The sequence below is a fragment of the Tardiphaga sp. 813_E8_N1_3 genome, assembly GCF_051811025.1.
Lineage (GTDB): Bacteria > Pseudomonadota > Alphaproteobacteria > Rhizobiales > Xanthobacteraceae > Tardiphaga.
Genome location: NZ_JBPWQE010000001.1, coordinates 2614277 through 2635707, shown reverse-complemented (window position 1 = coordinate 2635707; position 21431 = coordinate 2614277). Strand labels below are relative to the sequence as shown.

General features: G+C 60.0%; 38 protein-coding genes and 2 tRNA genes. 19 read left to right on the top strand and 21 right to left on the bottom strand.

Features of this window, described 5'->3' with window-relative positions:
- Positions 1-182 precede the first annotated feature (182 nt).
- Together AB8A33_RS12620 and AB8A33_RS12615 are read left to right on the top strand one after the other, a co-directional pair.
- Positions 183-1367, top strand: coding sequence for an OpgC domain-containing protein (locus AB8A33_RS12620; protein WP_439093100.1), 1185 nt, complete (start codon positions 183-185; stop codon positions 1365-1367).
- 91 nt (positions 1368-1458) lie between these two features.
- Positions 1459-1535 (top strand) — tRNA-Pro (locus AB8A33_RS12615).
- 21 nt (positions 1536-1556) lie between these two features.
- Here the strand turns inward: AB8A33_RS12615 and AB8A33_RS12610 are convergent.
- From AB8A33_RS12610 to AB8A33_RS12590, 5 genes are all read right to left on the bottom strand, one after another.
- On the bottom strand, positions 1557-1997 hold the full coding sequence (locus AB8A33_RS12610; protein WP_439095923.1) for a DUF192 domain-containing protein: 441 nt from the start codon (positions 1995-1997) through the stop codon (positions 1557-1559).
- 202 nt (positions 1998-2199) lie between these two features.
- Positions 2200-2859, bottom strand: coding sequence for a cold-shock protein (locus AB8A33_RS12605; RefSeq protein ID WP_439093099.1), 660 nt, complete (start codon positions 2857-2859; stop codon positions 2200-2202).
- Between the two features lie 193 nt (positions 2860-3052).
- Entirely contained in the window at positions 3053-3814 is a 762-nt protein-coding gene (locus AB8A33_RS12600) for an SIR2 family NAD-dependent protein deacylase (protein WP_439093098.1), read from the bottom strand.
- Positions 3815-3917: 103 nt separating this feature from the next.
- Entirely contained in the window at positions 3918-4079 is a 162-nt protein-coding gene (locus tag AB8A33_RS12595; protein ID WP_439095922.1) for an H-NS family nucleoid-associated regulatory protein, read from the bottom strand.
- A gap of 340 nt (positions 4080-4419) precedes the next feature.
- Positions 4420-4659, bottom strand: coding sequence for a hypothetical protein (locus AB8A33_RS12590; RefSeq protein WP_439093097.1), 240 nt, complete (start codon positions 4657-4659; stop codon positions 4420-4422).
- Between the two features lie 144 nt (positions 4660-4803).
- On the opposite strand from AB8A33_RS12590, the gene AB8A33_RS12585 reads away from it, so the two are divergent.
- Complete coding sequence (locus AB8A33_RS12585) at positions 4804-5277, top strand: hypothetical protein (RefSeq protein WP_439093096.1); 474 nt, start codon at positions 4804-4806, stop codon at positions 5275-5277.
- 123 nt (positions 5278-5400) lie between these two features.
- Here the strand turns inward: AB8A33_RS12585 and AB8A33_RS12580 are convergent, their stop codons facing one another.
- The 3 genes from AB8A33_RS12580 to AB8A33_RS12570 all read right to left on the bottom strand — a co-directional run bounded on the left by AB8A33_RS12580 (position 5401) and on the right by AB8A33_RS12570 (position 6332).
- On the bottom strand, positions 5401-5598 hold the full coding sequence (locus AB8A33_RS12580; protein WP_068736505.1) for a DUF3606 domain-containing protein: 198 nt from the start codon (positions 5596-5598) through the stop codon (positions 5401-5403).
- A gap of 116 nt (positions 5599-5714) precedes the next feature.
- Positions 5715-5963: a DUF6719 family protein gene (locus tag AB8A33_RS12575; RefSeq protein ID WP_139212548.1), complete on the bottom strand. Its 249-nt coding sequence runs from the start codon at positions 5961-5963 to the stop codon at positions 5715-5717.
- A 162-nt stretch (positions 5964-6125) separates the two neighbouring features.
- Positions 6126-6332: a hypothetical protein gene (locus AB8A33_RS12570; protein WP_089264246.1), complete on the bottom strand. Its 207-nt coding sequence runs from the start codon at positions 6330-6332 to the stop codon at positions 6126-6128.
- 210 nt (positions 6333-6542) lie between these two features.
- Here AB8A33_RS12570 and AB8A33_RS12565 point away from each other — a divergent pair, with 210 nt between their 5' ends.
- Together AB8A33_RS12565 and AB8A33_RS12560 are read left to right on the top strand one after the other, a co-directional pair.
- The gene (locus tag AB8A33_RS12565) at positions 6543-6782 is read left to right on the top strand and encodes a hypothetical protein (protein ID WP_315842182.1); all 240 of its coding nucleotides are present in this window, start codon (positions 6543-6545) and stop codon (positions 6780-6782) included.
- 223 nt (positions 6783-7005) lie between these two features.
- On the top strand, positions 7006-7191 hold the full coding sequence (locus AB8A33_RS12560) for a hypothetical protein (RefSeq protein WP_139069921.1): 186 nt from the start codon (positions 7006-7008) through the stop codon (positions 7189-7191).
- 126 nt (positions 7192-7317) lie between these two features.
- On the opposite strand, the gene AB8A33_RS12555 is transcribed toward AB8A33_RS12560, so the two are convergent.
- Both AB8A33_RS12555 and AB8A33_RS12550 read right to left on the bottom strand, forming a co-directional pair.
- On the bottom strand, positions 7318-7638 hold the full coding sequence (locus AB8A33_RS12555; protein WP_439093095.1) for a hypothetical protein: 321 nt from the start codon (positions 7636-7638) through the stop codon (positions 7318-7320).
- On the bottom strand, positions 7635-7850 hold the full coding sequence (locus AB8A33_RS12550) for a hypothetical protein (protein WP_439093094.1): 216 nt from the start codon (positions 7848-7850) through the stop codon (positions 7635-7637). The genes AB8A33_RS12555 and AB8A33_RS12550 overlap by 4 nt, the downstream gene beginning before the upstream one ends.
- Positions 7851-8096: 246 nt before the next feature.
- On the opposite strand from AB8A33_RS12550, the gene AB8A33_RS12545 reads away from it, so the two are divergent.
- Both AB8A33_RS12545 and AB8A33_RS12540 read left to right on the top strand, forming a co-directional pair.
- On the top strand, positions 8097-8348 hold the full coding sequence (locus AB8A33_RS12545; RefSeq protein WP_439093093.1) for a hypothetical protein: 252 nt from the start codon (positions 8097-8099) through the stop codon (positions 8346-8348).
- A gap of 97 nt (positions 8349-8445) precedes the next feature.
- Complete coding sequence (locus AB8A33_RS12540) at positions 8446-8811, top strand: PRC-barrel domain-containing protein (protein ID WP_439093092.1); 366 nt, start codon at positions 8446-8448, stop codon at positions 8809-8811.
- Between the two features lie 104 nt (positions 8812-8915).
- Here AB8A33_RS12540 and AB8A33_RS12535 read toward each other — a convergent pair whose 3' ends face one another.
- Positions 8916-9089 carry a DUF3606 domain-containing protein gene (locus AB8A33_RS12535; protein ID WP_081422012.1) on the bottom strand — a complete coding sequence of 58 codons (174 nt, stop codon included), beginning with the start codon at positions 9087-9089 and terminating at the stop codon, positions 8916-8918.
- A gap of 254 nt (positions 9090-9343) precedes the next feature.
- Between AB8A33_RS12535 and AB8A33_RS12530 the strand changes: the two genes are divergently transcribed.
- Entirely contained in the window at positions 9344-9511 is a 168-nt protein-coding gene (locus AB8A33_RS12530) for a hypothetical protein (protein WP_439093091.1), read from the top strand.
- A 32-nt stretch (positions 9512-9543) separates the two neighbouring features.
- Here AB8A33_RS12530 and AB8A33_RS12525 read toward each other — a convergent pair whose 3' ends face one another.
- The 3 genes from AB8A33_RS12525 to AB8A33_RS12515 all read right to left on the bottom strand — a co-directional run bounded on the left by AB8A33_RS12525 (position 9544) and on the right by AB8A33_RS12515 (position 10580).
- Positions 9544-9765, bottom strand: coding sequence for a hypothetical protein (locus tag AB8A33_RS12525; protein WP_439093090.1), 222 nt, complete (start codon positions 9763-9765; stop codon positions 9544-9546).
- Positions 9766-10060: 295 nt separating this feature from the next.
- Positions 10061-10246: a hypothetical protein gene (locus AB8A33_RS12520; RefSeq protein WP_116662218.1), complete on the bottom strand. Its 186-nt coding sequence runs from the start codon at positions 10244-10246 to the stop codon at positions 10061-10063.
- 208 nt (positions 10247-10454) lie between these two features.
- The gene (locus AB8A33_RS12515) at positions 10455-10580 is read right to left on the bottom strand and encodes a hypothetical protein (RefSeq protein WP_439093089.1); all 126 of its coding nucleotides are present in this window, start codon (positions 10578-10580) and stop codon (positions 10455-10457) included.
- A 178-nt stretch (positions 10581-10758) separates the two neighbouring features.
- Here AB8A33_RS12515 and AB8A33_RS12510 point away from each other — a divergent pair, with 178 nt between their 5' ends.
- From AB8A33_RS12510 to AB8A33_RS12495, 4 genes are all read left to right on the top strand, one after another.
- The gene (locus AB8A33_RS12510) at positions 10759-11280 is read left to right on the top strand and encodes a PAS domain-containing protein (protein ID WP_439093088.1); all 522 of its coding nucleotides are present in this window, start codon (positions 10759-10761) and stop codon (positions 11278-11280) included.
- Positions 11281-11391: 111 nt separating this feature from the next.
- Positions 11392-11610, top strand: coding sequence for a hypothetical protein (locus tag AB8A33_RS12505; RefSeq protein WP_439093087.1), 219 nt, complete (start codon positions 11392-11394; stop codon positions 11608-11610).
- A 139-nt stretch (positions 11611-11749) separates the two neighbouring features.
- Positions 11750-12199 carry a VOC family protein gene (locus AB8A33_RS12500; protein ID WP_439093086.1) on the top strand — a complete coding sequence of 150 codons (450 nt, stop codon included), beginning with the start codon at positions 11750-11752 and terminating at the stop codon, positions 12197-12199.
- Positions 12200-12529: 330 nt separating this feature from the next.
- Positions 12530-13177, top strand: a complete 648-nt coding sequence (locus AB8A33_RS12495; protein WP_439093085.1) for a glutathione S-transferase family protein — start codon at positions 12530-12532, stop codon at positions 13175-13177.
- Between the two features lie 21 nt (positions 13178-13198).
- Here the strand turns inward: AB8A33_RS12495 and AB8A33_RS12490 are convergent, their stop codons facing one another.
- Both AB8A33_RS12490 and AB8A33_RS12485 read right to left on the bottom strand, forming a co-directional pair.
- Positions 13199-13351 (bottom strand): hypothetical protein, encoded by a 153-nt coding sequence (locus AB8A33_RS12490; protein WP_158550335.1) that lies wholly within the window; start codon positions 13349-13351, stop codon positions 13199-13201.
- 12 nt (positions 13352-13363) lie between these two features.
- A complete protein-coding gene (locus AB8A33_RS12485) occupies positions 13364-13618 on the bottom strand; it encodes a PilZ domain-containing protein (RefSeq protein ID WP_439093084.1) in 255 nt (84 codons plus the stop codon).
- Positions 13619-13946: 328 nt separating this feature from the next.
- Here AB8A33_RS12485 and AB8A33_RS12480 point away from each other — a divergent pair.
- The 4 genes from AB8A33_RS12480 (at position 13947) to AB8A33_RS12465 (ending at position 15565) form a co-directional block, all read left to right on the top strand.
- Positions 13947-14021 (top strand) — tRNA-Glu (locus tag AB8A33_RS12480).
- 229 nt (positions 14022-14250) lie between these two features.
- The gene (locus tag AB8A33_RS12475) at positions 14251-14718 is read left to right on the top strand and encodes a hypothetical protein (protein ID WP_439093082.1); all 468 of its coding nucleotides are present in this window, start codon (positions 14251-14253) and stop codon (positions 14716-14718) included.
- 133 nt (positions 14719-14851) lie between these two features.
- A complete protein-coding gene (locus tag AB8A33_RS12470) occupies positions 14852-15088 on the top strand; it encodes a hypothetical protein (RefSeq protein WP_439093080.1) in 237 nt (78 codons plus the stop codon).
- 99 nt (positions 15089-15187) lie between these two features.
- Positions 15188-15565: a hypothetical protein gene (locus tag AB8A33_RS12465; protein WP_439093078.1), complete on the top strand. Its 378-nt coding sequence runs from the start codon at positions 15188-15190 to the stop codon at positions 15563-15565.
- 25 nt (positions 15566-15590) lie between these two features.
- Here the strand turns inward: AB8A33_RS12465 and AB8A33_RS12460 are convergent, their stop codons facing one another.
- Positions 15591-16184 carry a DedA family protein gene (locus tag AB8A33_RS12460; RefSeq protein WP_439093076.1) on the bottom strand — a complete coding sequence of 198 codons (594 nt, stop codon included), beginning with the start codon at positions 16182-16184 and terminating at the stop codon, positions 15591-15593.
- 198 nt (positions 16185-16382) lie between these two features.
- On the opposite strand from AB8A33_RS12460, the gene AB8A33_RS12455 reads away from it, so the two are divergent.
- Positions 16383-16673, top strand: a complete 291-nt coding sequence (locus AB8A33_RS12455; protein ID WP_439093074.1) for a hypothetical protein — start codon at positions 16383-16385, stop codon at positions 16671-16673.
- Between the two features lie 3 nt (positions 16674-16676).
- Here AB8A33_RS12455 and AB8A33_RS12450 read toward each other — a convergent pair whose 3' ends face one another.
- The gene (locus AB8A33_RS12450; RefSeq protein WP_068736902.1) at positions 16677-16937 is read right to left on the bottom strand and encodes a hypothetical protein; all 261 of its coding nucleotides are present in this window, start codon (positions 16935-16937) and stop codon (positions 16677-16679) included.
- Positions 16938-17094: 157 nt separating this feature from the next.
- Here AB8A33_RS12450 and AB8A33_RS12445 point away from each other — a divergent pair, with 157 nt between their 5' ends.
- Positions 17095-18120, top strand: coding sequence for a PrsW family glutamic-type intramembrane protease (locus AB8A33_RS12445; protein WP_439093072.1), 1026 nt, complete (start codon positions 17095-17097; stop codon positions 18118-18120).
- Between the two features lie 123 nt (positions 18121-18243).
- Positions 18244-18819, top strand: coding sequence for an HdeD family acid-resistance protein (locus AB8A33_RS12440; RefSeq protein ID WP_068736541.1), 576 nt, complete (start codon positions 18244-18246; stop codon positions 18817-18819).
- A gap of 23 nt (positions 18820-18842) precedes the next feature.
- Here AB8A33_RS12440 and AB8A33_RS12435 read toward each other — a convergent pair whose 3' ends face one another.
- The 3 genes from AB8A33_RS12435 to epmA are packed head-to-tail and all read right to left on the bottom strand — an operon-like array spanning position 18843 to position 21311.
- Positions 18843-19121, bottom strand: a complete 279-nt coding sequence (locus AB8A33_RS12435; RefSeq protein WP_439093069.1) for a hypothetical protein — start codon at positions 19119-19121, stop codon at positions 18843-18845.
- A 40-nt stretch (positions 19122-19161) separates the two neighbouring features.
- Entirely contained in the window at positions 19162-20262 is a 1101-nt protein-coding gene (locus tag AB8A33_RS12430; RefSeq protein WP_439093067.1) for a lysine-2,3-aminomutase-like protein, read from the bottom strand.
- On the bottom strand, positions 20259-21311 hold the full coding sequence (gene epmA, locus AB8A33_RS12425) for an EF-P lysine aminoacylase EpmA (protein ID WP_439093065.1): 1053 nt from the start codon (positions 21309-21311) through the stop codon (positions 20259-20261). The genes AB8A33_RS12430 and epmA overlap by 4 nt, the downstream gene beginning before the upstream one ends.
- Positions 21312-21431 lie beyond the last annotated feature (120 nt).

Here is a 21431-nt window from a genome sequence, read left to right as displayed (position 1 = left end):
GACAAATTGGTGAAAACGGCGGGGCTGGTATATCCAGTTGTCACGAATTTGATCCGTGATTCCGTCGTTTGGCGGCTTCGTTATTGTGTATATTCGTTCCACGGCGTCGTGACAATCGGGGCACGAAGCGGTCTATCTGATCTCGCAATTCGGCATCATGAACGGCTCCTGAAGCGGCACCCATGGACATTCACGCCATTCTTCCCCCCAAAGGCCGCGACCTGCGGCTGGACCTGTTTCGCGGGATCGCCAACTGGGCGATCTACCTCGATCACATCCCCGACAATGTGGTGAACTGGGTCACCACCCGGAACTATGGCTTCTCCGACGCCGCCGATCTGTTCGTCTTCATCTCCGGCTACACGGCGTCCTTCGTCTACGCCAAGATGATGCTGGAGCGTGGCTTCATCGTCGGCGCCACCCGCCTGACCAAGCGGGTCTGGCAGCTCTATGTCGCCCACGTCATCCTGTTCGTGATCTATATCGCCGCCATCGGCTATGTGGCGCAGCGCTATAACGACCCCGACATCATCAACGAATTCAACGTTGCCGGTCTGGTCGACAATCCGATCCAGACGCTAACGCAAGGTCTACTGCTCAAGTTCAAGCCGCTCAATCTCGACGTGCTGCCGCTCTATATCGTGCTGATGGGCCTGTTCCCGCCGGTGCTGTGGATGATGCTGCGCAAACCGGATCTCACGATGCTGGCGTCGCTAGCACTGTATTTCGCGGCGCGCCAGTTCGGCTGGAATCTGCCCGCCTATCCTTACGGCGTCTGGTACTTCAACCCGTTCACCTGGCAATTGCTATTCGTATTCGGCGCGTGGTTCGCGCTCGGCGGCGCACTCGAGTCACGCTCGGTGATCCGCTCCAAGGTGCTGCTGTATTTCGGCATCGCCTATCTCTTGTTCTCGCTTGTCATGACGATGGCCGGTCGCTTCCCGGACACTGGCCACATGATCATGCCGGACTGGTTGTTCGACGCGTTCAATCCGAACGACAAAACCAACCTCGCGCCCTATCGTGTGCTGCACTTCGTGATCATCGCCTTCTTCGTCACCCGCTTCGTGCCGAAGGAATGGAAAGGCCTGGAGTGGCCGGTGTTCCAACCGCTGATCAAATGCGGCCAGCAGTCGCTCGCCGTGTTCTGCGTCGGCGTATTCCTGTCCTTCGTCGGCCACTTCCAGTTGATGATGTCGTCGGGCTCGTTCCTGGCCCAGGTGTTCGTCAGCGCCGCTGGAATCGGCATCATGACCTGTGTGGCCTATTACATCTCGTGGTCAAAAAAGCAGGACAAGCCTCTGCCGAAACCCGCCGTCCCCGCTGCATCGGCGCAGCAGGCACCGCCGTCCAAGGCTGCAGAATAGGCCAGTTATCGAGCGTGGTGCGGGACAAGCGAGAAATCGCCGGCAGATGCCTTGCTGCCCCCCGCCTAAGCGTGTATCGACACCGCATCGTCGGGGTATAGCGCAGCCTGGTAGCGCGGCGGTTTTGGGTACCGCAGGTCCTAGGTTCGAATCCTAGTGCCCCGACCATCCCCCATTGAATTCAAAGACTTAACGCTTCTTGAACAAGGGATGGACCACTTGGTCTCCCGGAGCGATTCCATATTTTTTGGCAGTACCAGCGACCACTTCGAGGACCGCCCGTGCCGGGCCTCCCGAGGAAATGATCTTGAGGGATTGCGGCTCGGTATTCTCTGCGATCCGGAGCACCCGGCCGTCGCCAGTGATGAAGATCATATCGAGCGACACGAAGGTGTTCTTCATCCACATGGAGACCTGCTGCTCAGGCGTGAAGTCGAACAGCATGCCGCGGCCGTCCGCGAGCTCCTTGCGGTACATCAGCCCGGTCGCCCGCTCCACGTCGGTCTTGGCGATTTCGACGGAGAACGTCCGCACACCTGACTTGGTGACGATTTCGAGCGGCTGGAACTCGGCGGCGGAGGCAGGTGGCTGATGGGCTACAAGGGCAAAAGCGGCAATCGCGGCCAGCATCGAGAGGCGGCAGCGGGCGGCAAAACGAAACAGACTCATGAAGGGCAATCCACGCAAGAGCCCGGTCGAGACGCCGGGCGGCGCGACCCTAGCCTGACGATGTATGCCAGCGCCAGACGGTCGTGATGCACAGCCGCGTGATGGCCCTGTTACGGCAGGGCGGACAGGAAACCTGCAAGAAATCTGGAAAACCGCGGACGGCTTAGTGCGACGACAGGCCGGGCGTACCGCCTTCGGGCTGGATCTCGGCAGCCATCATGCCCTTGGAGCCGGGCCCAAAGCGCACCAGCACATACTGGCCGGGACGCAGCTCGGTCATACCGAAGCGGCGCAGGGTTTCCATGTGAACGAAGATATCAGGGGTGCCTTCGCCGCAGCTCAGGAAGCCGAAGCCACGCAGCCGGTTGAACCACTTCACCTGCGCCCGCTCGAGGCCACTGGTGGGCGTCACGCTGACATGGGTGCGCGGCGGCAACATCTGCGCGGGATGGATGGCAGTCGACTCGTCCATCGAGACAACGCGGAAAGCCTGATAGCCCTTGGACCGCTGGGTGCATTCCACGACCACGCGGGCACCTTCATAGGCCGTCTGGTAGCCGTCGCGGCGAAGCACGGTCACATGCAGGAGCACATCGGCTGCGCCATTATCGGGAATGATGAAGCCATAACCCTTGGAGGCATCGAACCACTTGATGACACCGCTGATCTCGACGAGATCGACTGCGTTGCCTTCGCCGACACCCGCGAAGGGGTCGAGTGCATCTCGGCTTGCGTTGCCTGAGTGCTCATTCCCTGCTCGCGGACTACCCGCTCCAGGAATCAGTACCCCCAACCGCTTGGACTCAAATGCGTCCGACCCCATGGCCCCGGATCCCACTATCATTTGCGCTGTCAGCCCTGTCAGCGCCATCTCACATGCCCCATCGAAGCTAATTCACGATGGCGCGGTGCGAATCTTTCGATTCGAAGATAACACTGTCGCCTGATCAGCAAAGACAAAAAACGAACACAGTGACAGCTATGAACAGCTTGCGCTCAAACGAATCAGATGCGCATCAATTTCCGACGAATGGTCCGAGCGTTTCGCCGATATCATGGCGAATGACAAGGTCAGCGTGATCGTCCTGCTCGGTCGGTTCATTGTTGATGATGACAAGGCGTGCACCGGCATGTTTCGCCATCATCGGGAATCCCGCTGCGGGCCACACGACGAGCGACGATCCAATCGCAATGAATAGATCGCAGTGCTGCGATAACTCGGCTGCGCGACGCATCTCATCTTCAGGCATCGCCTGACCGAATGAGATCGTCGCAGTCTTCACCGGCTCGCCGCATACCGGGCAGTCTGGCGCCTGTCTTTCGGAATCCAATCTGGTCTTCACCCAGTCGAGCTCATAGCGCCTCGCGCAACCAATGCAGCGCGCATAGGTCGTATTGCCGTGCAGCTCGATCACAGCGTCAGCTGTGAAGCCGGACGCTTGATGCAAGTTGTCGATGTTTTGGGTGATCACAGCGGGAATCTTGCCGACCTTGTAGAGTGAGGCGAGTGCGCGATGGCCGCGACCAGGCTTGGCCGCGGCGAATGTCTCTTCCATCGCAAAGCGCCGGCGCCAGGCTTCATCGCGCGCGTCCTGGCTGGCGACGAATTCGTCGAACGGGATTGGTTGATTGCGGGTCCACAAACCACCAGGCGAACGGAAATCGGGAATGCCCGTTTCGGTCGAGATCCCCGCGCCGGTAAACGGCACGATGGTTCTGGCCTCGGCGATCATCTCGCCAAGACGATCCACACCAGTGCGAAGGTCAGTTGCAATCATTGGAAGGTCCGAGAGGAAGTGATCCGACGACAATGGCGCAGACCGGGATCCGGTGCCATCCCGAGCTCACGCATGCTTTGCTTCGTCGCCACGTTTCCCGGATCTATTTCGCTTTGGCGCGTCCGTTCCTGGCGGGCTTGTCGATCAAAAAGTCTTCCCGCTTGCGACCGGCGGCGATCTCCTTGGCGAGCCAGCCCGCAACACCGCCGCGCCCGGTCCAGGTCTCTCCCGTCTTGGGATGGCGATACTTCGGCGGAACCTTGATGCCTTAGACGTGGCTGGTTCTGCTGTCGACGCTTCGGATCTGCGCGAGTTGCGCCTGCAATTCGGCGCGGTGGGCTTGCAGTTGCTTGTCGATATCCTGCCGCAATGCGAGGAGCTCGGGAACTGAAAGGGAACTGAAAGGGATTTGATATCAAGGGTCGGCATAAATAGGCTCCGATCAAATACGTCCGCACTCCTTCCCCAATGCGCGCAATATGCACCAGCGTGCGTCAATTGAATAAAATGGCGGCGGTGTCAAAACACCACATCAAAATGAAATATCGGGACGAAGCTGAAATGCGCTCCGTCCTCAAGTAGTTAAATACCTATCTGCGAAATCTTTATGCAGCCCGCGAAACGTCGGCGGAGAGCTCGCTCTTCGACAGGTCGTCCTTCTTCGGCTTTGCCACCGGCGTTGCCTGAGACTTCTTCACGGATTTCCCATACTGCGCGAGCTTATCGAGCTCAGCTTCGAGCTCAGCCTGACGCGCTGCAACTTTTTCGGCCAGCTTGTCGGATGCATGATCACGCAGTGCCGCAAGTTCCTCGATGCTCAGTGAGTCCAGATCGATCTTGGCCATGGAAATCTCCCGTTTGTTCCGAACTAGCGGTAACATCCATGCGCCGCAAGCACGGCAGCGCGATCATCCACCGAAGAGATGCAATTCAATTGACGTCGAGCTCGCACTTCGCAGACAATGCACGCGGGATTGGGGAAACGCGTCATGGCATCTTGGAAAGAAGAGCGTGACCGACTGGTCGCGCAGACGCTCGCATTCGTACAGGAGGTCGCTGCGGCGCATCCGGTCGCGGCCCAGCGGCTGAACATCTGGCAACCGCCGAGCCACGCACCGTCGCAAGCATCCGGTTCAACGGAAAACCTCATCTCGCCTGCTATCACGGACACCGATAGTTCGACGGCCCCTGCTTTGATTGGACATGCGACGAATGCGGCAATTGAAACCTCGGAGCGCAATTCGCAGGACGTTCCTGTTGCAGCTCCAACCAACACGCCGTCTCCTGCCCGGAAAGATCCGCTCTATTCGGGCCCATCTGAGCGAGCGGAGATCCTCAAGCGCGTTGCTTCGTTCAAGGCTCGCCAGGCCCAGATGATCCACGAGCGCGACGTTTACTACGAAGCCATGCAGACGCGTATCCGAACAACGCTGCGGAACGATTCCGGACGCGACCGGTTGTAAAGCCGGAGCAGCTTCCCCGATGCTCTGTTTTCAGAAAGCCCCGTCCTCCCCCGGCGGGGCTTTCGCCTTGGGGTTTCAACTCGAGGGGACGATCTGTTTGAGCGGACAGTCTGTCGGGCCGGGTTATTTGCCGAGGTGTCGCCGCACGGCGGCAACCGACGACCCGACCTTTTCGATCGCAGCGTTCAATTCGGTCGGCGAGACGCTCAGCCGATAGGCCCAATAGTCACGTTGAGAAGCGTCGCTGGAATCGATCACCGGCGCCGGCCGGACGCCGCGTTCGGACGCCAGGACGGCGGCGACTGGGACGAGACTGATCATAGGGATAGCGTAACACGTCGCCCATACAGCCCAAGCGAGCGCTCGCTCCAACGTTAACAGGCGATTGATGCAATCTCGGAAAGCCGCCCAGCCAAAGCAAGCCTTGCCGCGAGCGGTTACTGAACCACCGAGCCCAGTGAGGCCTGGATCTCATTAAGCGGGATGCAAAGCTTCTTGCGGCGCAGGCCGCGAATGGCGCCGGTGACCTTCAATATCTTGCCGGCCGCACATGACCCGTCCTGGACCAGCGCGCTTTCATAAGGCGCCAGGATGAGCGGTTCAGCTGTCCGAATGGACTGAGCGGCAGATGGTGTGGCCAACGCCACCAGAGAAATTCCGAAAGTCCCCAAAACCCAAAAACGCATGGTCGTCCCCAACACAGCAAATACGCACCGGTCCAAGGGTAATTCGTTCACGCCCTTCAATTTTTGCAGCCGGCCCTGCCCGAGCCGTTACTGCAATTATTGCCCCGGACCATCGCGAAACACAAAGCAATTTTCGCGCCGACTTCCGGTTTCAGCATAGGGTCAGAGCGTGACCTGCTCGTGACCGCACTCCTTGCAGGTGAAAGACACCCGCGCGACGCCCTTCGGCGCCGAGACCTTGTTCGCCGCGCCGCACTTGCCGCAGGTCGTCATAATCCGTGTGTCGCCCTGCTTCACTACCAGCGCCTTGCGCTCCATAGTCTCGCGGATCAGACGCTCGGCCTCTTCGCGCATTGCCTGCTTGCTCATGCAGCTCTCCTGACAGACGCCGAAGCAAAAGGCCCCGATCGAGCGGCCTTATAGCCGATGACAATGACACTCTCCATCGCGATCAAAATCGGCCCCCCTGATCGCACCATTCCCCCGCAGAATTTCCGTGCATTCCAATCTGCCGCAGCGAGATCCCGATGGACAGAACTGTTGACCTGAACTAGAACAAATAGCGAACATCATTCGCCAATGTTTTATCGCGACGTCACAGGAATCGCCGGGTTGGCGGGGCATACGCGGCTGGAAAACAGGGAGACTGACATGGATTTGCAGGCACGTATCGACCTTTGGAAAAGCATCGATCCGGATCCGGAATTCTGCCGCAAGGCAGAACGAGAAATGCTGCTGTTGAGTTGTCAGGACGAAGACTGGGTCAACGCGCGGATGCGGGATTTCGAACAGGCGCTCGCATTGGAGAGTGTTGAATAACGGAACCCTTTGGCGTCGGCGGCGTTACGTCTGCGCTGGAACATCCAACCTCGCTTCACAGCGGTGATGCGAGGTTTTGTTTTGCCGGTGATTCGGTGCGGGAGATCTCAGCTTGCGTGAGCGTCGCGCGCTTCGACTTATCCACCGGTCGCCTTGCAAAGATCGGATTGATGCCGCATTCGGCATCGATGCTCTCCTTGGGGAGCGAAACGAAGAGAAGAGAATGAACGAAGAAAGAATTTCAGCGGCACGCGCCGACATGGAACGCCGGGTGGCAGAATTTCGCGAGAAACAGGCGAAGTTTCAGCGCGAACGCGAAGACTATTACGAGACCACGATCGAAAAGGTACGGGCCACCGACTGGAACGAGTTCGTGACGCCCCGTCAGGAGCGCCGCGTGCGGCACTAGCTACGATCTGCTCGCAGCAGCGACCAATAAAAAGCCCGCCATTATCTGGCGGGCTTTTTATTGAATGCGAGTCACTGCGCGTGCAGCGCGATAGGCCCGAAGCAATGCTCCGGGCCGTGTTCAGCCCTACCAATAACCATAGCTGCGATAGTAACGCGGGCCATAGGCATAGGGGCCGGGACCATAGTAACCCCCATAGTAAGCTGGACGGTAATAGCGCGGTCGGTAATAGCCGTAGCCAGGACCGTAGCCATAATAGCTTGGTCCATAGCCGTACGGTCCGTACGCGCCATAGGCCCCCGCGGCCAGCGCACCTGCGGCAATACCAAAGCCGATTGCGGGACCCGGTCCCCAACCTCTACCCCATCCGCGCGCTTCAGCAGGCGCCGTAATGGCGGTCGTGCCGATGGCTGCGACAGTGGCCAGGATCAATGCTGCTTTTTTCATGTGATACCCTTTCTGTTCACCACCGGCCAAATAACGCCAAGCTTTTTTGTTGGTTTCAGGGCCTGTAAGATTTCACCGCTCGGGTTCCAGACCGGAAGTGCGTCATGATGCCCATTCGCTATCGCCGTGCGCAGCTCGCACGCCAGCTTCAGGCCTTTCACGCGGCGCACCCCGAATTCATCAGAGAGCGGCTTCGCGCCTTCGATGAACACAACGGACGCGACAAGATGATTCCCGTGACGCATCGCAAAATGAAGCCGTCACCCTATACGCGTCGCTTGGCTGCGCTCCCCCGCGACAAGGCGCCGATTAGCTCCGGGTGAAGCCTTAACGCGCCCCACACCGGCTTTACGCTTCATTCACCATGAGGGGTCGGTTATCGGAACGGCTCGCAAAGCCGACGCTTTCCTCTCCATGAATGTACGCGGTGTCGCACGGACACGCGTGCGAGTGGAGTAATGGCGATGATTGAACAGATCGCGAAGATCGACAAAGCGCTCGACGAATTGCTCGTCGGCCTGGGTCAAATGGTGCTGCGCCTGTCGAGTCCGCATGTCACACGCACGCGCGAAGAGCGCGAGGCTCTTATGCGCTCCGTCAATCAGTTCTCAACCTGCGCGGCCCGCTCCAGCGATCCGCGGGTCCTCAGGCTTGCTGACGACTTGCAGGATACGTTGAAGCCGCGCCTGCGTCTCGTGGCCAGTCGCTGAGGACGCTGGGCGCGCCCAAAACATTTGCGCCGCAACGACGCACGAACGTTTCTCCCTTTTACCTGTTGGCCAGACCCAACCAAAAAGGAGGCTCTGCATGCCCATCGAAGCAAGTGAACAAGGTAACCTGATTGGCAGCGACAAGGTCGAAGGCACCGCAGTGTTCGGCGCTGACGACCAGAAGATCGGCTCCATCGAGCGCGTGATGATCGACAAGAAAAGCGGCAGGGTCTCATACGCCGTCCTGAGCTTCGGCGGCTTTCTGGGGATCGGTGATGATCACTATCCCCTGCCTTGGCAGTCGCTGAAATATGATACCGCACTGGGCGGTTATCGCACCGGCGTGACGCAGCAGCAGCTGGAGAACGCCCCCAAATACGGCAACGACAACAGTTGGAATTGGGCCGACACGTCGCGGGCCCGTGCAGTGAACGACTACTATGGCATTCCCATGAGCGTCTGACGCGCACGCGGCATGGACAGCGGCATGGACACAGGAAAACAGCCCCCCTTCGGGTGCTGTTTGCTTGTTCACTTGGTCAGTTTCCCTTGGTCAATTGCATCCCTCTAGTGCGCCAGTTCCTTGCGCACTGCCGCGGCCGCATTGCCAACTTTCTCCACCGCCGCCTGCAGCTGCTCGCGGGAAACGCCGAGCTGATGGGTCCAGTATTTCACTTCATGCGCCTCGTGCATATTGATCTTGCTGCGATCCGGCTGCCCCTTGTTCTTCCGGTCGTCCATCGTCGTCAGCCTCTTCGATCAACTGGTTGATGTAGGTGGTGAGCTGCTCGCCGGCGTCATTGAAATCTTCGTCCACGCAATGCGGCCCTATGCCGTCTGATGAGTGCAAAACACGGACTACTGCGACTTGTTCCTGGTGCCGCTCGCTTACCCCACAAGCAATCGTTCAAATGCCGAAGATTCCGCCAACCCGGCTTTAACTGCACTTCCAGAGCTCGGAGAACCCAATCGCCCCGGCGGCATTATGGGGAATGATGTCCAAAGCCCTTGTCGTTCAAACCGTCGAACTGAGGCCGAACCCGCCTCCTTACGGGCGGCTGTCATTGCGCACGGGGGCATGGGACCAGTTGCAGGCAAAACGGGCCTATGACGACCATCACGAGCCGCCGGAGCCGCCGGTCGAGCTCGACAAGAAGGTATGAGGTAACCTCCCGTCCCGGCTGCGATCCGCGCTCTATCGCGAAAAGCCCCCACCAATGCCGACGCTCCCGCCGATCCTGACGCAGGTCGACGTCCCCTCAACCTGCACGAAGCCGGCACCGTATTGAGCACAGATATTTGGCTTTCGCGGTGCTGGCTTCATGCTCTGCTTCGTTGCCGCCGGTTTCTTCGACGCCGCAGCGAAGGCCTGCAGCGGCACGACAGCGATCAGCAGTCCAACAACGACAATTCTCATGACATTCCCCGCCGCTCTTATGCGGTCGTATAGCTCATCGGAACGAAAGCCGCAGTGCGGTGTTTCCGTGGCATGGGACAGAGAGAAGAAGATAATGGCGTATTCCTGCTCAGCGCAGTCGCGCTTGTCTGCGGAGTGATCGCCTTCGTACCGTGGCTCCTCGAGCCGACACCCGCTATTGCAAGCAAAAGCGTCCAGCGTGTCGCCTATGAGCGACCTGCGTCGCAAGAGCCCGTACGCGTGATCATGCCCTTCACACCCAACACCACACCGAGCCAGCGCTAAAGCGCTCGGTTCAGTTGGCAGCCACAGGCTGGCCGGCGGTGCGAGTGAGCTTGTCGGCTTTCAGCAGGACATGGTCCGTTGCCGGCTGCGGCCGTGCAAAGAAGCTCACGGCGACAAAGGCTGCGCAGAAAAGAAACCCTACCAGCATCACCCGTCGATGCGTCGGCTTGTCGGCATTGTGAAACGAAGCGGACATGGTCACTCCCTCGATAGGAAATGAATAGCTCACCCTTATTTCCGCGCAATCATACTCTGGTTTTAACCTAACCGATGAAGGTTACTTGGCTGCGCGGATTTTAACGAAGCTGTTGTGGACTGTTAATTTTCGGCACTCCCGCGATCAAACTAAACTACAGAACCGCATCGTGAGGCAGCCCTGCCCGGTTCGTGCCTTCGCCCGTGTGTTACTTCTTGTCGTCGTTGTCCTGTGAGATCGGCGGAGCGGCGGTCTCCTTCGCATACTTCTCAGCGAGTTCGAATATTTCGCGACGGCGCTCCGGCTCATTGATGGTGAGGTAAGTCACAACCATTTTTAAAGCCTCCTCGTCCGAAGCTCTTCCAAACCGCCACACGCGTAACACTCCAAAGTTGTACAGAAAGGTTTCGGAACCTTTCCCTGCACGTTGAATTGAATGCCTATCAATATACGCAATACTACGACCGGTTGGCCAATAAGTTCCCGGAGCATCCGATGATGGGGAGCGCTGCATGATTGTCGGCCGGCCCATCTCGGAAATCTGCCGGGAGCTCGCCGCGTCGGCGGAGAACGACCATCAAACCATCCTAGCGCAGATCCTGCGCATCGCGTCACTCGAAGCGGCTCGAACCGGCACCCGCCATCAGGACGACACTACCATTCGCGATCGGCTGGTCGGCACCTGGGACTGGGACATCGCCAACGACCGCGTTTATGCCGATAGCAAATTCGCCCGCCTGTTTGGCGTCAATGCGGATTTGGCCTCGCGGGGCCCGCCGTTGAAAGACTGGCTGAATGCCATTCATCCGGACGACATCGATGATGTCACCGCCGATATCAATCGCTCACTGACGACAGGTCAGGTGTTTTCACGCGAATATCGCGTCATCTCTCACGGCGACACGCATTGGGTCTATGCGCGCGGCAAGTGCACGCTCGACGCTGCCGGTAACGCCGTTCGCTTTCCCGGTGCCATTGTCGATATTACCCGGGAAAAGATCGACGATTATCAACTCAGCATCGCTCCCACCTAGCCACGACCTTTGCGACTGCCCGCCTCACGACAAAGTCGCCGATAAAGCGACAGGCGAGCCAACGGCTTATTGCCTGCGGGAACGTAGCCTTACACTCCTCGTTATACTCGCATGGCAAGGAAATTTTTTAGCGTCGTCGTCGTTCGCTCCATCGAGGAATCCGTGGAGATCGTCGTCGAGGCAAAGAACGCCGACGACGCACATGTCGCGGCCATTCAGCATCTTCAGAAAAGTGGTGACGAATATGCGTGGCAAAAGCCGCGCAAGGATCTGACGGTCTGGCACAAGCAGGAGATCGATACGCCGGCCATTGTCGATGTGAGCGCCTGAAAAGCCAGTGAACCTCACAATCCCGTAGATGCACCGTCGTTGTCGCTACGACATCTGCCATTTTTCGCATTAAGCTGCTATGGCAGGCACCGCTGCCTTTGCAGTTGCACGTCTGTGTCGACCCCACGGAGACATTCCAATGCGTTACCTCCACACCATGCTTCGCGTCCGCAATCTGGACGTTGCCCTGAAATTCTATGCCGATGCGCTGGGGCTCAAGGAAGTCCGCCGCATCGATAACGACAAGGCGAAATTCACGCTGGTGTTCTTGTGCGCTGCCGAAGACGAGGCGCTGCTGGCCAAGACCAAAGGGCGCGGCGCGCCGCTGGTCGAACTCACTTACAACTGGGACGAAGAGAAATACGGCGAGGATCGCTATTTCGGCCATCTCGCTTACGAGGTCGACGACATCTATGCGACCTGCGATCGGCTGATGAAGCTCGGCATCACCATTAATCGTCCGCCGCGCGATGGCCAGATGGCGTTCGTGCGTTCGCCCGATCTGCATTCCATCGAGCTTCTGCAGAAAGGCGACGCGCTGCCGCCGCAAGAGCCGTGGTCGTCAATGCCCAACACCGGGCATTGGTAACTCACAAAATGCGCTGCTGCGTGTGTAGTTGCGGAACTCCATGAGGCGTGTCGCGTTGTCAATGCGAACCTGATTTCATGGAGGCTGAGACAATGGGACGTGGAATTTTACTCTGGCTGCTGGGTGTGCCGATTCCGGTAATCATTCTGCTGTGGCTCTTCTTCGGTCGCTGACGCCTCCCAAGCTGAACCAATGAACAGGCCTCGCTCACGCGGGGCCTGTTTCGTTTGCCGGCTCGCTCCTTTGTGAGATCTCGGCGCGAGACCGGCCTTGCGATGGCGGCGCGTTGCTGGCTAAACCTGCGGCGCTTATCCGCCAGCGAGGTTCATCGTGCCACAGACTCCCACCCCATCCCTGCAGATCTGGGGCCGTGCCAATTCGGTCAATGTGCAAAAGGTTCTGTGGTGCTGCCATGAGCTCGACGTCGCCTATGACCGCGTCGATGCCGGCATGCAGTTTGGCCGCAACGGCGAGGCCGACTATCTGGCGATGAATCCCAACGGCCGCGTGCCCACATTGGTGCAAGGCGATTTCGTGCTGTGGGAATCCAATTCCATCATGCGCTATATCGCCCTGGCCTATGGCGCTACATCGACCCTCTACCCATTCACGCCAAAAGTGCGCGCCAGGATGGAGCGCTGGCTCGATTGGACGCTGACGACGCTGCAGCCGGCCGAGCGCCCGTTGTTCTGGGGACTAGTGCGGACGCCTGTCGCCGACCGCGACATGGTCGCGCTGCAGAAGGCCGCGGATGCCAATGCGGCGCTGTGGGAAATCATCGACCGGCAAGTCTCCGAAAGTGCCTGGATGGAAGGCGACGACTTCAGCCTCGCCGATCTCGCCATCGGCTGCTACGCGCGGCGCTGGTTCGGCGTCGAGGGCGTTATCCGCCCTGCACTTCCGCATCTGCAACGCTGGTATCAGGCGATCTCGGCCCGGCCGGGCTTCCAGATCTATGTCGCGCCACCGCTCTCCTGAGCGCAGGCGTTCGCTTGAACGTTAGTTCAGCGAGCGTTCGAGCAGCAGGATGCCCATGATCACCACCAGCGTGATCGCGGCCACGATAAGGCGCGTGGACCAGTTCATGCCACGGCTGATCCACCACAGCAGCGCGCAGCCCATCAATACAGGAATGACGATATCGGGGCGCACGATCGTGGAGCCCTACGCGATAAAGCGAACGCCCAGCGTCTTGCCGCGGCGCCAGACCACTTCACACGTACGCCCGGTGCGCGCGTCGCGCGAGAAAGCCAGCTTCATCTTGTTGGGGACCGACGTGGGATCGTCGACGACGACTTTCGCGCCGGAGGTCGAGAGGTCCAGCACATTGCATTGCCGGGCCGCGAATCCACCGTCCAGCGTGATCCATCCGGCCTGGTGCACGGACCGGCGTGTGTCGCGTTTTTTCGTCACTGCCATCGCATCACTCCACGCCCCCGGAGAGAGCCTTAAGCCCGCATGCTTTAAGAACCGTTGAGAGGTGCAGAAGAGTTCGAAATGTCCTGTGCACAAGGTCCGTGCGCCACGCATGGGGATCATCCACCTGATCCCTCACCGCCCACTTGCCGACCCGAACAAACGTCACTATACGTTCGGCCGCTGGCACCAAACTGATTTGCTTTCGGTCGGTGCCGCCCGCGATAGATCAGCCCTAAAGCTTTGATGTTGCGGCGATTTTAGAAATAGCCGTGCAGAACCGCGGTATCCTTGGCCTGATTTCAGGCCGCTGGATCGACCGGGGTTTTTTGCTCCCTTCGTCTATCGGTTAGGACGCCACCCTTTCACGGTGGAGAGAGCGGTTCGATTCCGCTAGGGAGCGCCATTCGCGCACCGCCACGGGTCAGGCCACGTTATTGCCACCCGAGCCTTATTTTCGTTGAACTTGGCCGCGAACCTCCTCAAATCCACGCGTTCTGGATGGTTTGTCGCGGATTGGAACGATCACACGCCATAGGACTTCGAGCTTCATGGTCGAAATCATGCCGAGCGCTTCCCAACACAGTTACGCGTCCGAACCCCGTCACACCTGGCGTCTTAGCCAGCAGCCGATCATGGTTGCGGCTGCAGCCCTGTTTTTGGTCGTGATTGGCATCGGCGGAATCTTCGCATGGCGCAGCTATAGCGGCGCAACGCCGGAGCCGGAGCGGCTCACCGCATCGCGCCTGCAACAGGCCCGTGTCGCGCAGGCGTCCGAACAGCTGATCGAAAAGACCAAGGGCATCGAGGCCACCCAGCAGCAGTCGATCGATCAGCTCCAGGTCGTGCAGGATCAGTTGCAGACCATGCAGCGTCTGATGACGGCGCAGCAGAACGAAGCGCGCAAGCTCAATGAACAGGTCGGCGCCCTCACCTCGACGCTCGACAATCTCCGGCAGTCCTTTGCCAGCACCTCGGCAACTGACGACAAGCCCGCGGCGCGTGAACAGCCGCGTCGCTCGCGCTCCCGCGCCGCGGCGAGCAAGGGTCGTCAGAAGATGAAGATCGTTGTGCAGCGCAAGCGCCCGGGCGCGCGCGGCTAACCCATCCCGTCGATTGCGCCAAGCACATGCGAACCGCTTGTGCTGTTGATCTCACCACGCCTAGTCTGCTCCACCGGACGCAATCTGCATCGCTCAAGGTGCAAGGTTATGCGATCCCGGCAGGGAGCGAGACATGAAGCACGACGGTGGCGATCACCTTCACGCGCATGACAGCGCGATAGCCGAAAAATACGGCAGCACCACACTGGCAACATTGCGCAAAATCTACGGCAAGTTCTTCGCAGCCGGGCATCCCGACACGCTCACGCTCAGCGAAGTGCTGGTGAAGCTGAACGACACCTCACTCAGCCAGATCCGCCGCGATCACGACACCGGACATCTTAAGAAGAAGATTTCGAAGGCGGCGTGAAGTTGCTGGATTGGGTACCCCGGTACACTTGCGTGTAAAGTGCTTGCCCTCACCCTCTCGTTGAGCTTGGATGAGTAGGGTCTGGGGAGACGATTAAAAATGCGCAAATGGGGAATGGTGGCACTCGCTGCCATGTTGGGCGGCTGCGCTTCAAGTTCATCTGAAATTACACCGGCGTATGTATCTCCGGTCATGTACCAGCAATACACTTGCGCACAGCTTGCGCAGGAGGCTCAAGCTGTGTCGACTCGTGCCGCTGCTTTATCTGGAGCTCAGGATCAAAAGCGAACGAACGATACGATCGCGACGACCGCAGCAGTAGTCATATTCTGGCCCGCAGCCTTTTTTGTTGGTGGTGATAAACAGACCGCTGCAGAACTGGCTCAGATGAAGGGGCAGATGGTCGCTATCGAACAATCCGCAAATACCAAGAAATGCGGTATTCAGTTTCAGGGGCCTCGACCGCCAGGAACGTAACTCGAAGTTCTCTTCGACTTCGACGCTAGAACGCCTTGCGCAGCAACATCACGGTCAGCACGATCACGACGACTGGCGCTCCAAATGTCACCGGGAGCAACCATGGACTGTCGGCGTCGATAAGCGTGCCGGGAATGACGCCGATCAAGGCGTGATCGACGATCCAGACCATTGCTGACACGATACTGGCGGTTTCGAACTTCAGACGCGGCATGCCGGCGATACCCGCGACGCTGGTGACCAGCGCGCGCGCCGGCCCGATATGGTAGCCGACCATGATCGCCGCGATGCCATAGCGGTCGAATAGCCGGCGCACCCGCGCCACCAGTTGCTGACGCGATTGGAGCATCCGCATCTCCAGCAGCCTCGGCCCGTAGCGCTTGCCGAGCTCATAGGACACGCTCATGCCGAGCACAGCGCCGCCGATGGCCCAGAGGACAAAAGTCCAGGATATCACGCCGGCGCCGATCAGCACGCCCGTCGCCGTCACGATGGCCGCGGCCGGAACGACGAAACTGGAGCCGACCAGACATCCGAAGAAGGCGATGACGAAGCCAAGCGGTCCAGCCCAATCGGCTTGCGCGGCGATCAGCGCCGAGATTTTCTGAATGATATCCATCAGGGAGGGGATTCCGACCGGCGCGCTGTGTTTCGTTTAGGCTATGTTTCGTCTGGAACAAGCAATGAAACAAAACCGCGGTCGAAGAAACCGTTTCCTTCCATCGACGCAGACTGCCTGAAGCGAACGCCCTTTATCTCATCACTCCAACGACGCGCCGATCGGCGCACGGATGGACACAAGATCGAGGGACACACGATGACATTCACCACCGCCAAGCTCGCCGCCGCCACCGTTCTTGCATTCGGCATGCTGACCACCGTCTGCTACGCCTACAGCGCCGAGCAGGAACAGCTTTGCACGGGCGATGCGATGCGTCTCTGTAGTTCAGAGATCCCGGATGTCGATCGCGTCACGGCTTGCATGATCCGCAACAAGTCGCAGCTTAGCGATGGCTGCAAGTCGGTCTTTGCGCCTGCTTCGGCCTATCAGCCGGCATCGCTACGGACCACGAAGCCGGTCAATCTGGTGCCGGCCCGGATTCGCTGACGCCTAGCGTCGGCGCGCCACGGCGACGCCGAGCAGAAAAGCAACCAACAGCGATCCCAGCGGCGCTTCGCGCGCGACATTCGCTAGGATGCTCAACGGCATTCCCGGCTTTTTACCGGACTCGATGGCCCCGCCGATGCGATGCGCGGTCTCTGTCACCGCTTCTTTCACATCCGTGATCGTCTCTGTGATTGTCGACCTGGCCTCAGGCACGGGCTCGACGCCTTCGTAGATGTAGGGGGGTGTCTTTGCGTCGTCGGCCATGGTCATTTCCCGTGCAGTATGAGCTGTGTCAGCCCAATCGACCGGACGCGGATTGGTTCCTGCTCTTCCCTCCAGCCGTGCAGCGCCTTTTTTGCCGCAGGCGGCTCCCGCAAGAGTCACTCTTTCCGGCCTGCCCGGCCGTCTATAATTAGGTTCCATGTACCTGCTCGAATCGCTCCCCACCGTGATCGGTATCGCCGCCGTGGCACCAGCTCTGCTGGTGCTGTGGCTGGTGATTGCTGCCGATGAACGGCCGGGACCGCCTGGGCTGGTTTGGGCGTCATTCCTGCTGGGGGCCGCCAGCATCTCCCTGCTCGGCTATGCCCGCGCGCTGTTCGCGGCAATTCCGGGCCTTACGGACAACCCGACCCTGGCCATGGTGCTCCACGCTGTGTTTGGCGTCGCCGCGCCGGAGGAGATCGTGAAGATCTTCGTCATCATCGCGGTGTCCACCCAGCGCGCCCGCACGGCCGATCCAATGGACACGGTGGTTTATGGCGCCGCCGCCGGCCTCGGCTTCGCGGCCTACGAGAATCTCGTCTATCTCCTGCAATACCCCGAGATGTGGCGGACGCTCGCGGTGCTGCGCAGCGTGTTGACCGTGCCGTTTCACGGCGCGCTCGGCGTTATCGCCGGCGCCTATATCGCCATCGCCCGCTCCGGCCGCGCACTCGGCGCCCATCGCCGCGACGGCTGGGCTTTCATTCGCACGCCCATGCTGATCGTTCTGGCGCCGGTGACGCTGCATGCCTGTTTCGATCTTCCTCTGCTGACGCTGCAGCGACATCCGGAAATCGTCGGCGTGATGCGCCGCGTGCTGGAGGCCGCCGGCGTGGTGATCGGCTTCGGCACCATTGCCCTCGCCGCACGGCTGGTCCGGCGGATCGGCGCGCATCACGCGCCGCATACCGAAGTGTCACGCGAGCGGCTCAGCCAGTTGCGCGGCATGTGGGCGCTGCTGGTTGCCGGCGGCGGCGCGGGCTTTGCCGGCACTGCCTTTTTACTGACTTCGATTCATCACTGGTTCACCAACCCGGCGCGCAACGTCACCATGGTGCTGATCCCGCTCGGTCTGGCATCGATCGCCATCGGCGCCGTGCTGCTGGTGCTGACGACGACGGCCTATATTCTCGGCCGCAACCGCATGCGCACGGCTGCGCCGGCCATGACCGTGCAGTCGTAACGTTCAAGACCTCGCGCGACATTCGAGTTATTCCCGATCAACAAACTTGCACGCTTCCGCATGTGAGCGGATAAATGCGAAGCACGGCCAGCATGCTGCCGGCCAGATCAGGACATCGCCGCCATGACCATGCCGCCCAACCTCGCCGAGTTGCAATCGAAGATGAGCGACGCCGTGCGCGCGCATTGGAAGGCATTTCTGATCGAGGGCATCGTACTGGTAATCCTCGGCTTCGCCGCGATGATCGTGCCGCAGGTCGCCAGCATCGCCGTCACTGTCATGCTGGGCTGGATGTTCTTCATCTCGGGCGTTGCAGCGCTGCTAATGACCTTCTGGGCACGTCAGACGCCAGGCTTCATCTGGTCGCTGATTTCAGCAATCCTTGGCATCGGCGCAGGCATCATTCTGCTTACGCGCCCGGCCGAAAGCACGCTGACACTGACATTCGTGGTTGGCGTCTATTTCCTCGCAGAGGGCGTCGCGACCATCATGTACGCGCTCCAGCATCGCAAGGAACTGTCCGAGCGCTGGAGCTGGATGGCCTTCTCCGGCCTGATGGATATCGTGATCGCCTTCATCATCATCTCGGGCCTGCCCGGCACGGCAGCCTGGGCCATCGGCCTGATGGTCGGCATCAATCTGGTTATCGGCGGCGCGTCGCTGATCGGCCTCGCTATGGCCGCGCGTAACAAGGCCTGATCCGGCCGATGGTCTGCAGGGGCTCAGCAGCCCTTGCAGATATTCTTGATCATGCGATCAAGTTCGCGATCCTGCGCGTCGATGCGGGACGGATCGTTCTTGCCAGTCTCCGGCGGCAGATCGCCCGGGCGCGGCTGGCGATGGCCGACGGGAGCCTCGGGCAGAGCGGCGCCGCTGTTGGTCTGTGTGGTCGGCTGCGAGCGCAGACCCTTGGGTGGCAGGTTGCGGGAGGAATCCTGCGCCAGAGCCAGCGAATGGCCGAGAACGAACAGGCCTGCCGTCATCACGAACAATGTTTTCATTTTTTGTCTCCGACACCAGGTGGCGCGTGTAAGCCGATCGCTACGGCTTCGGTGGATAGATATGAACGTCGCCGCAGTAATCCACCACACGATAGCCCGATTCCGCGGAAGCTTCACCGTCAGGCTTGAGGTTGATTGAAGAATTCTCGGACAAATATTTGGGACCGATCGGTACCTTGCCATAACCCCCGGGAATATCCAGCACATAGTCCGGCTGGCACAATCCGGAAACATTGCCGCGAATGGCGCGCATCAAGGCCTGTCCCTCCACGATGCTGGTACGCAAATGCGCGGTACCGGGCGCAAGGTCGCCGTGATGCAGATAATAGGGCTTGATGCGGCACTCGACGAAACCGCGCATTAGCGCCGTCAGCGTCGCCGCATCGTCATTGACGCCGCGCAGCAATACCGACTGGCTCACCATGGGAATGCCGGCATCCACCATTAGCGCGCACGCCGCACGTGCAGCATCCGTCAGCTCACGCGGATGATTGGCATGCAGCGCCACCCATGTGCTCGCGCCCGTGACTTTCAATGCATCCACCATCTCCGCGCTCACGCGATCGGGATCGGCTACAGGAACGCGCGTGTGCAATCGAATGATCTTCACATGCGGAATCGCAGCGAGGTCCGCCATGATCTCGCTCAATCGCCGCGGCGACAGCATCAGGGGATCGCCGCCGGTGAGGATTACCTCCCAGATCTCGTCATGGCTGCGGATGTAATCCAGCGCGGCTGAATAAGCGTCAGGTGACAGCGCGGTCTCCTTGCCCGGCCCCACCATCTCGCGGCGGAAACAGAACCGGCAATACACCGCGCAGACATGTACCAGCTTGAACAGCACGCGGTCGGGATAGCGATGCACGATGCCGTCGATTGGCGCATGGGCGTGATCGCCGATCGGATCGGCGTTCTCTTCGGGCTGCGCGTTCAGTTCATCCACACTTGGAATGTATTGGCGCGCAATCGGATCGTCGGGATCGCTGCTGTCGATCAGTGCAGCAACGGCCGGCGTCACCGCGACCGCATAACGCGCGGCGACTTTCTCCAGATCAGCCAGCGTCGAGGCTGGCGCGAGACCATTTTCAATGAGGTCGCTGGCTTGCCGCAGAGTTGTCGCAACTTTCACATGACGGTTCATGACACACCTGCCGGCGGCGTCCACACCACCTGATCGATCCGCGTCGCGCCCGACGCGAGCATCACCAGCCGGTCGAAGCCGAGTGCAACACCGGATGCAGGCGGCATGGCCGCCACAGCCTCCAGAAACTCCTCGTCGAGCGGATAGCGCTCCCCATAGCGCCGTTCTTTTTCATCCATCGCTTCCGTGAAACGGCGGCGCTGTTCGTCAGCGTCGGTCAGCTCGCCGAAGCCGTTGGCGAGTTCTACGCCGCACGCATAGACCTCAAAGCGTTCGGCGACGCGTGGATCACCCGCTTTCGTGCGCGCCAATGCGGCTTCCGGCGACGGGTATTCAAACAGCACGGTCATCCGCCCCCGCCCGAGATGCGGCTCGACATGCTCGACCAGAATCTTGCTGAAAATATCCGACCATGTGTCGTCATCGCTGATCCGCACCTTGCCGGTCGCCGCAGCAGCCAGCTTGGCGCGATCACCCTCGGCACCATCAATGCTCGCAAGCAGATCGATATCCGCAAAGCGCATGAACGCCGCTGCCACGGTCAACATCTCCGGCTCGGCAAACGGAGCGGCAACCTGACCGCGAAACGTGAACTGCTTGATGCCTGTCGCCTGCGCCGCGCATGCAATGATCGCCAAGCAATCGGCGATCACAGCCTCATAGCTCTCCTCGGCACGATACCATTCCAGCATCGTGAACTCAGGCAGGTGCTTGTCGCCGCGCTCACGGTCGCGAAACACCCGGGCGAATTCGAAAATCTTGGCCTCGCCAGCAGCCAGAAGCTTCTTGCAGGCAAATTCCGGCGAGGTCCGCAGATACCGCAGCAAGCGTTCGCCATCGCGGTCGATGAGTTCGGTCTTTGGCGCATGCAGATGGGTCTCATTGCCCGGTGAGACCTGCAGGACGCCAGTCTCGACCTCCAGAAAGCCCTGAGCCTCGAACCACGACCGAACAGCCCGGGTGATCGCGCCCCGCGCCAACAGGAAGCCCCGGCGGTCCTGGTGCCGCGCCGGGCTCCACCAGGGCGACGGACGGTTAGTTCCAGTCATCAGCAAACGGCCCTTTTGGGTTGCAAAACGCTGGCTTCGCCGCGTGAAATCAGTATGTTGCCCCCCGAAACCGCTTCGCTGGCCACAGGACACACACGTCCGGATCGGTCCCGGGCTTGA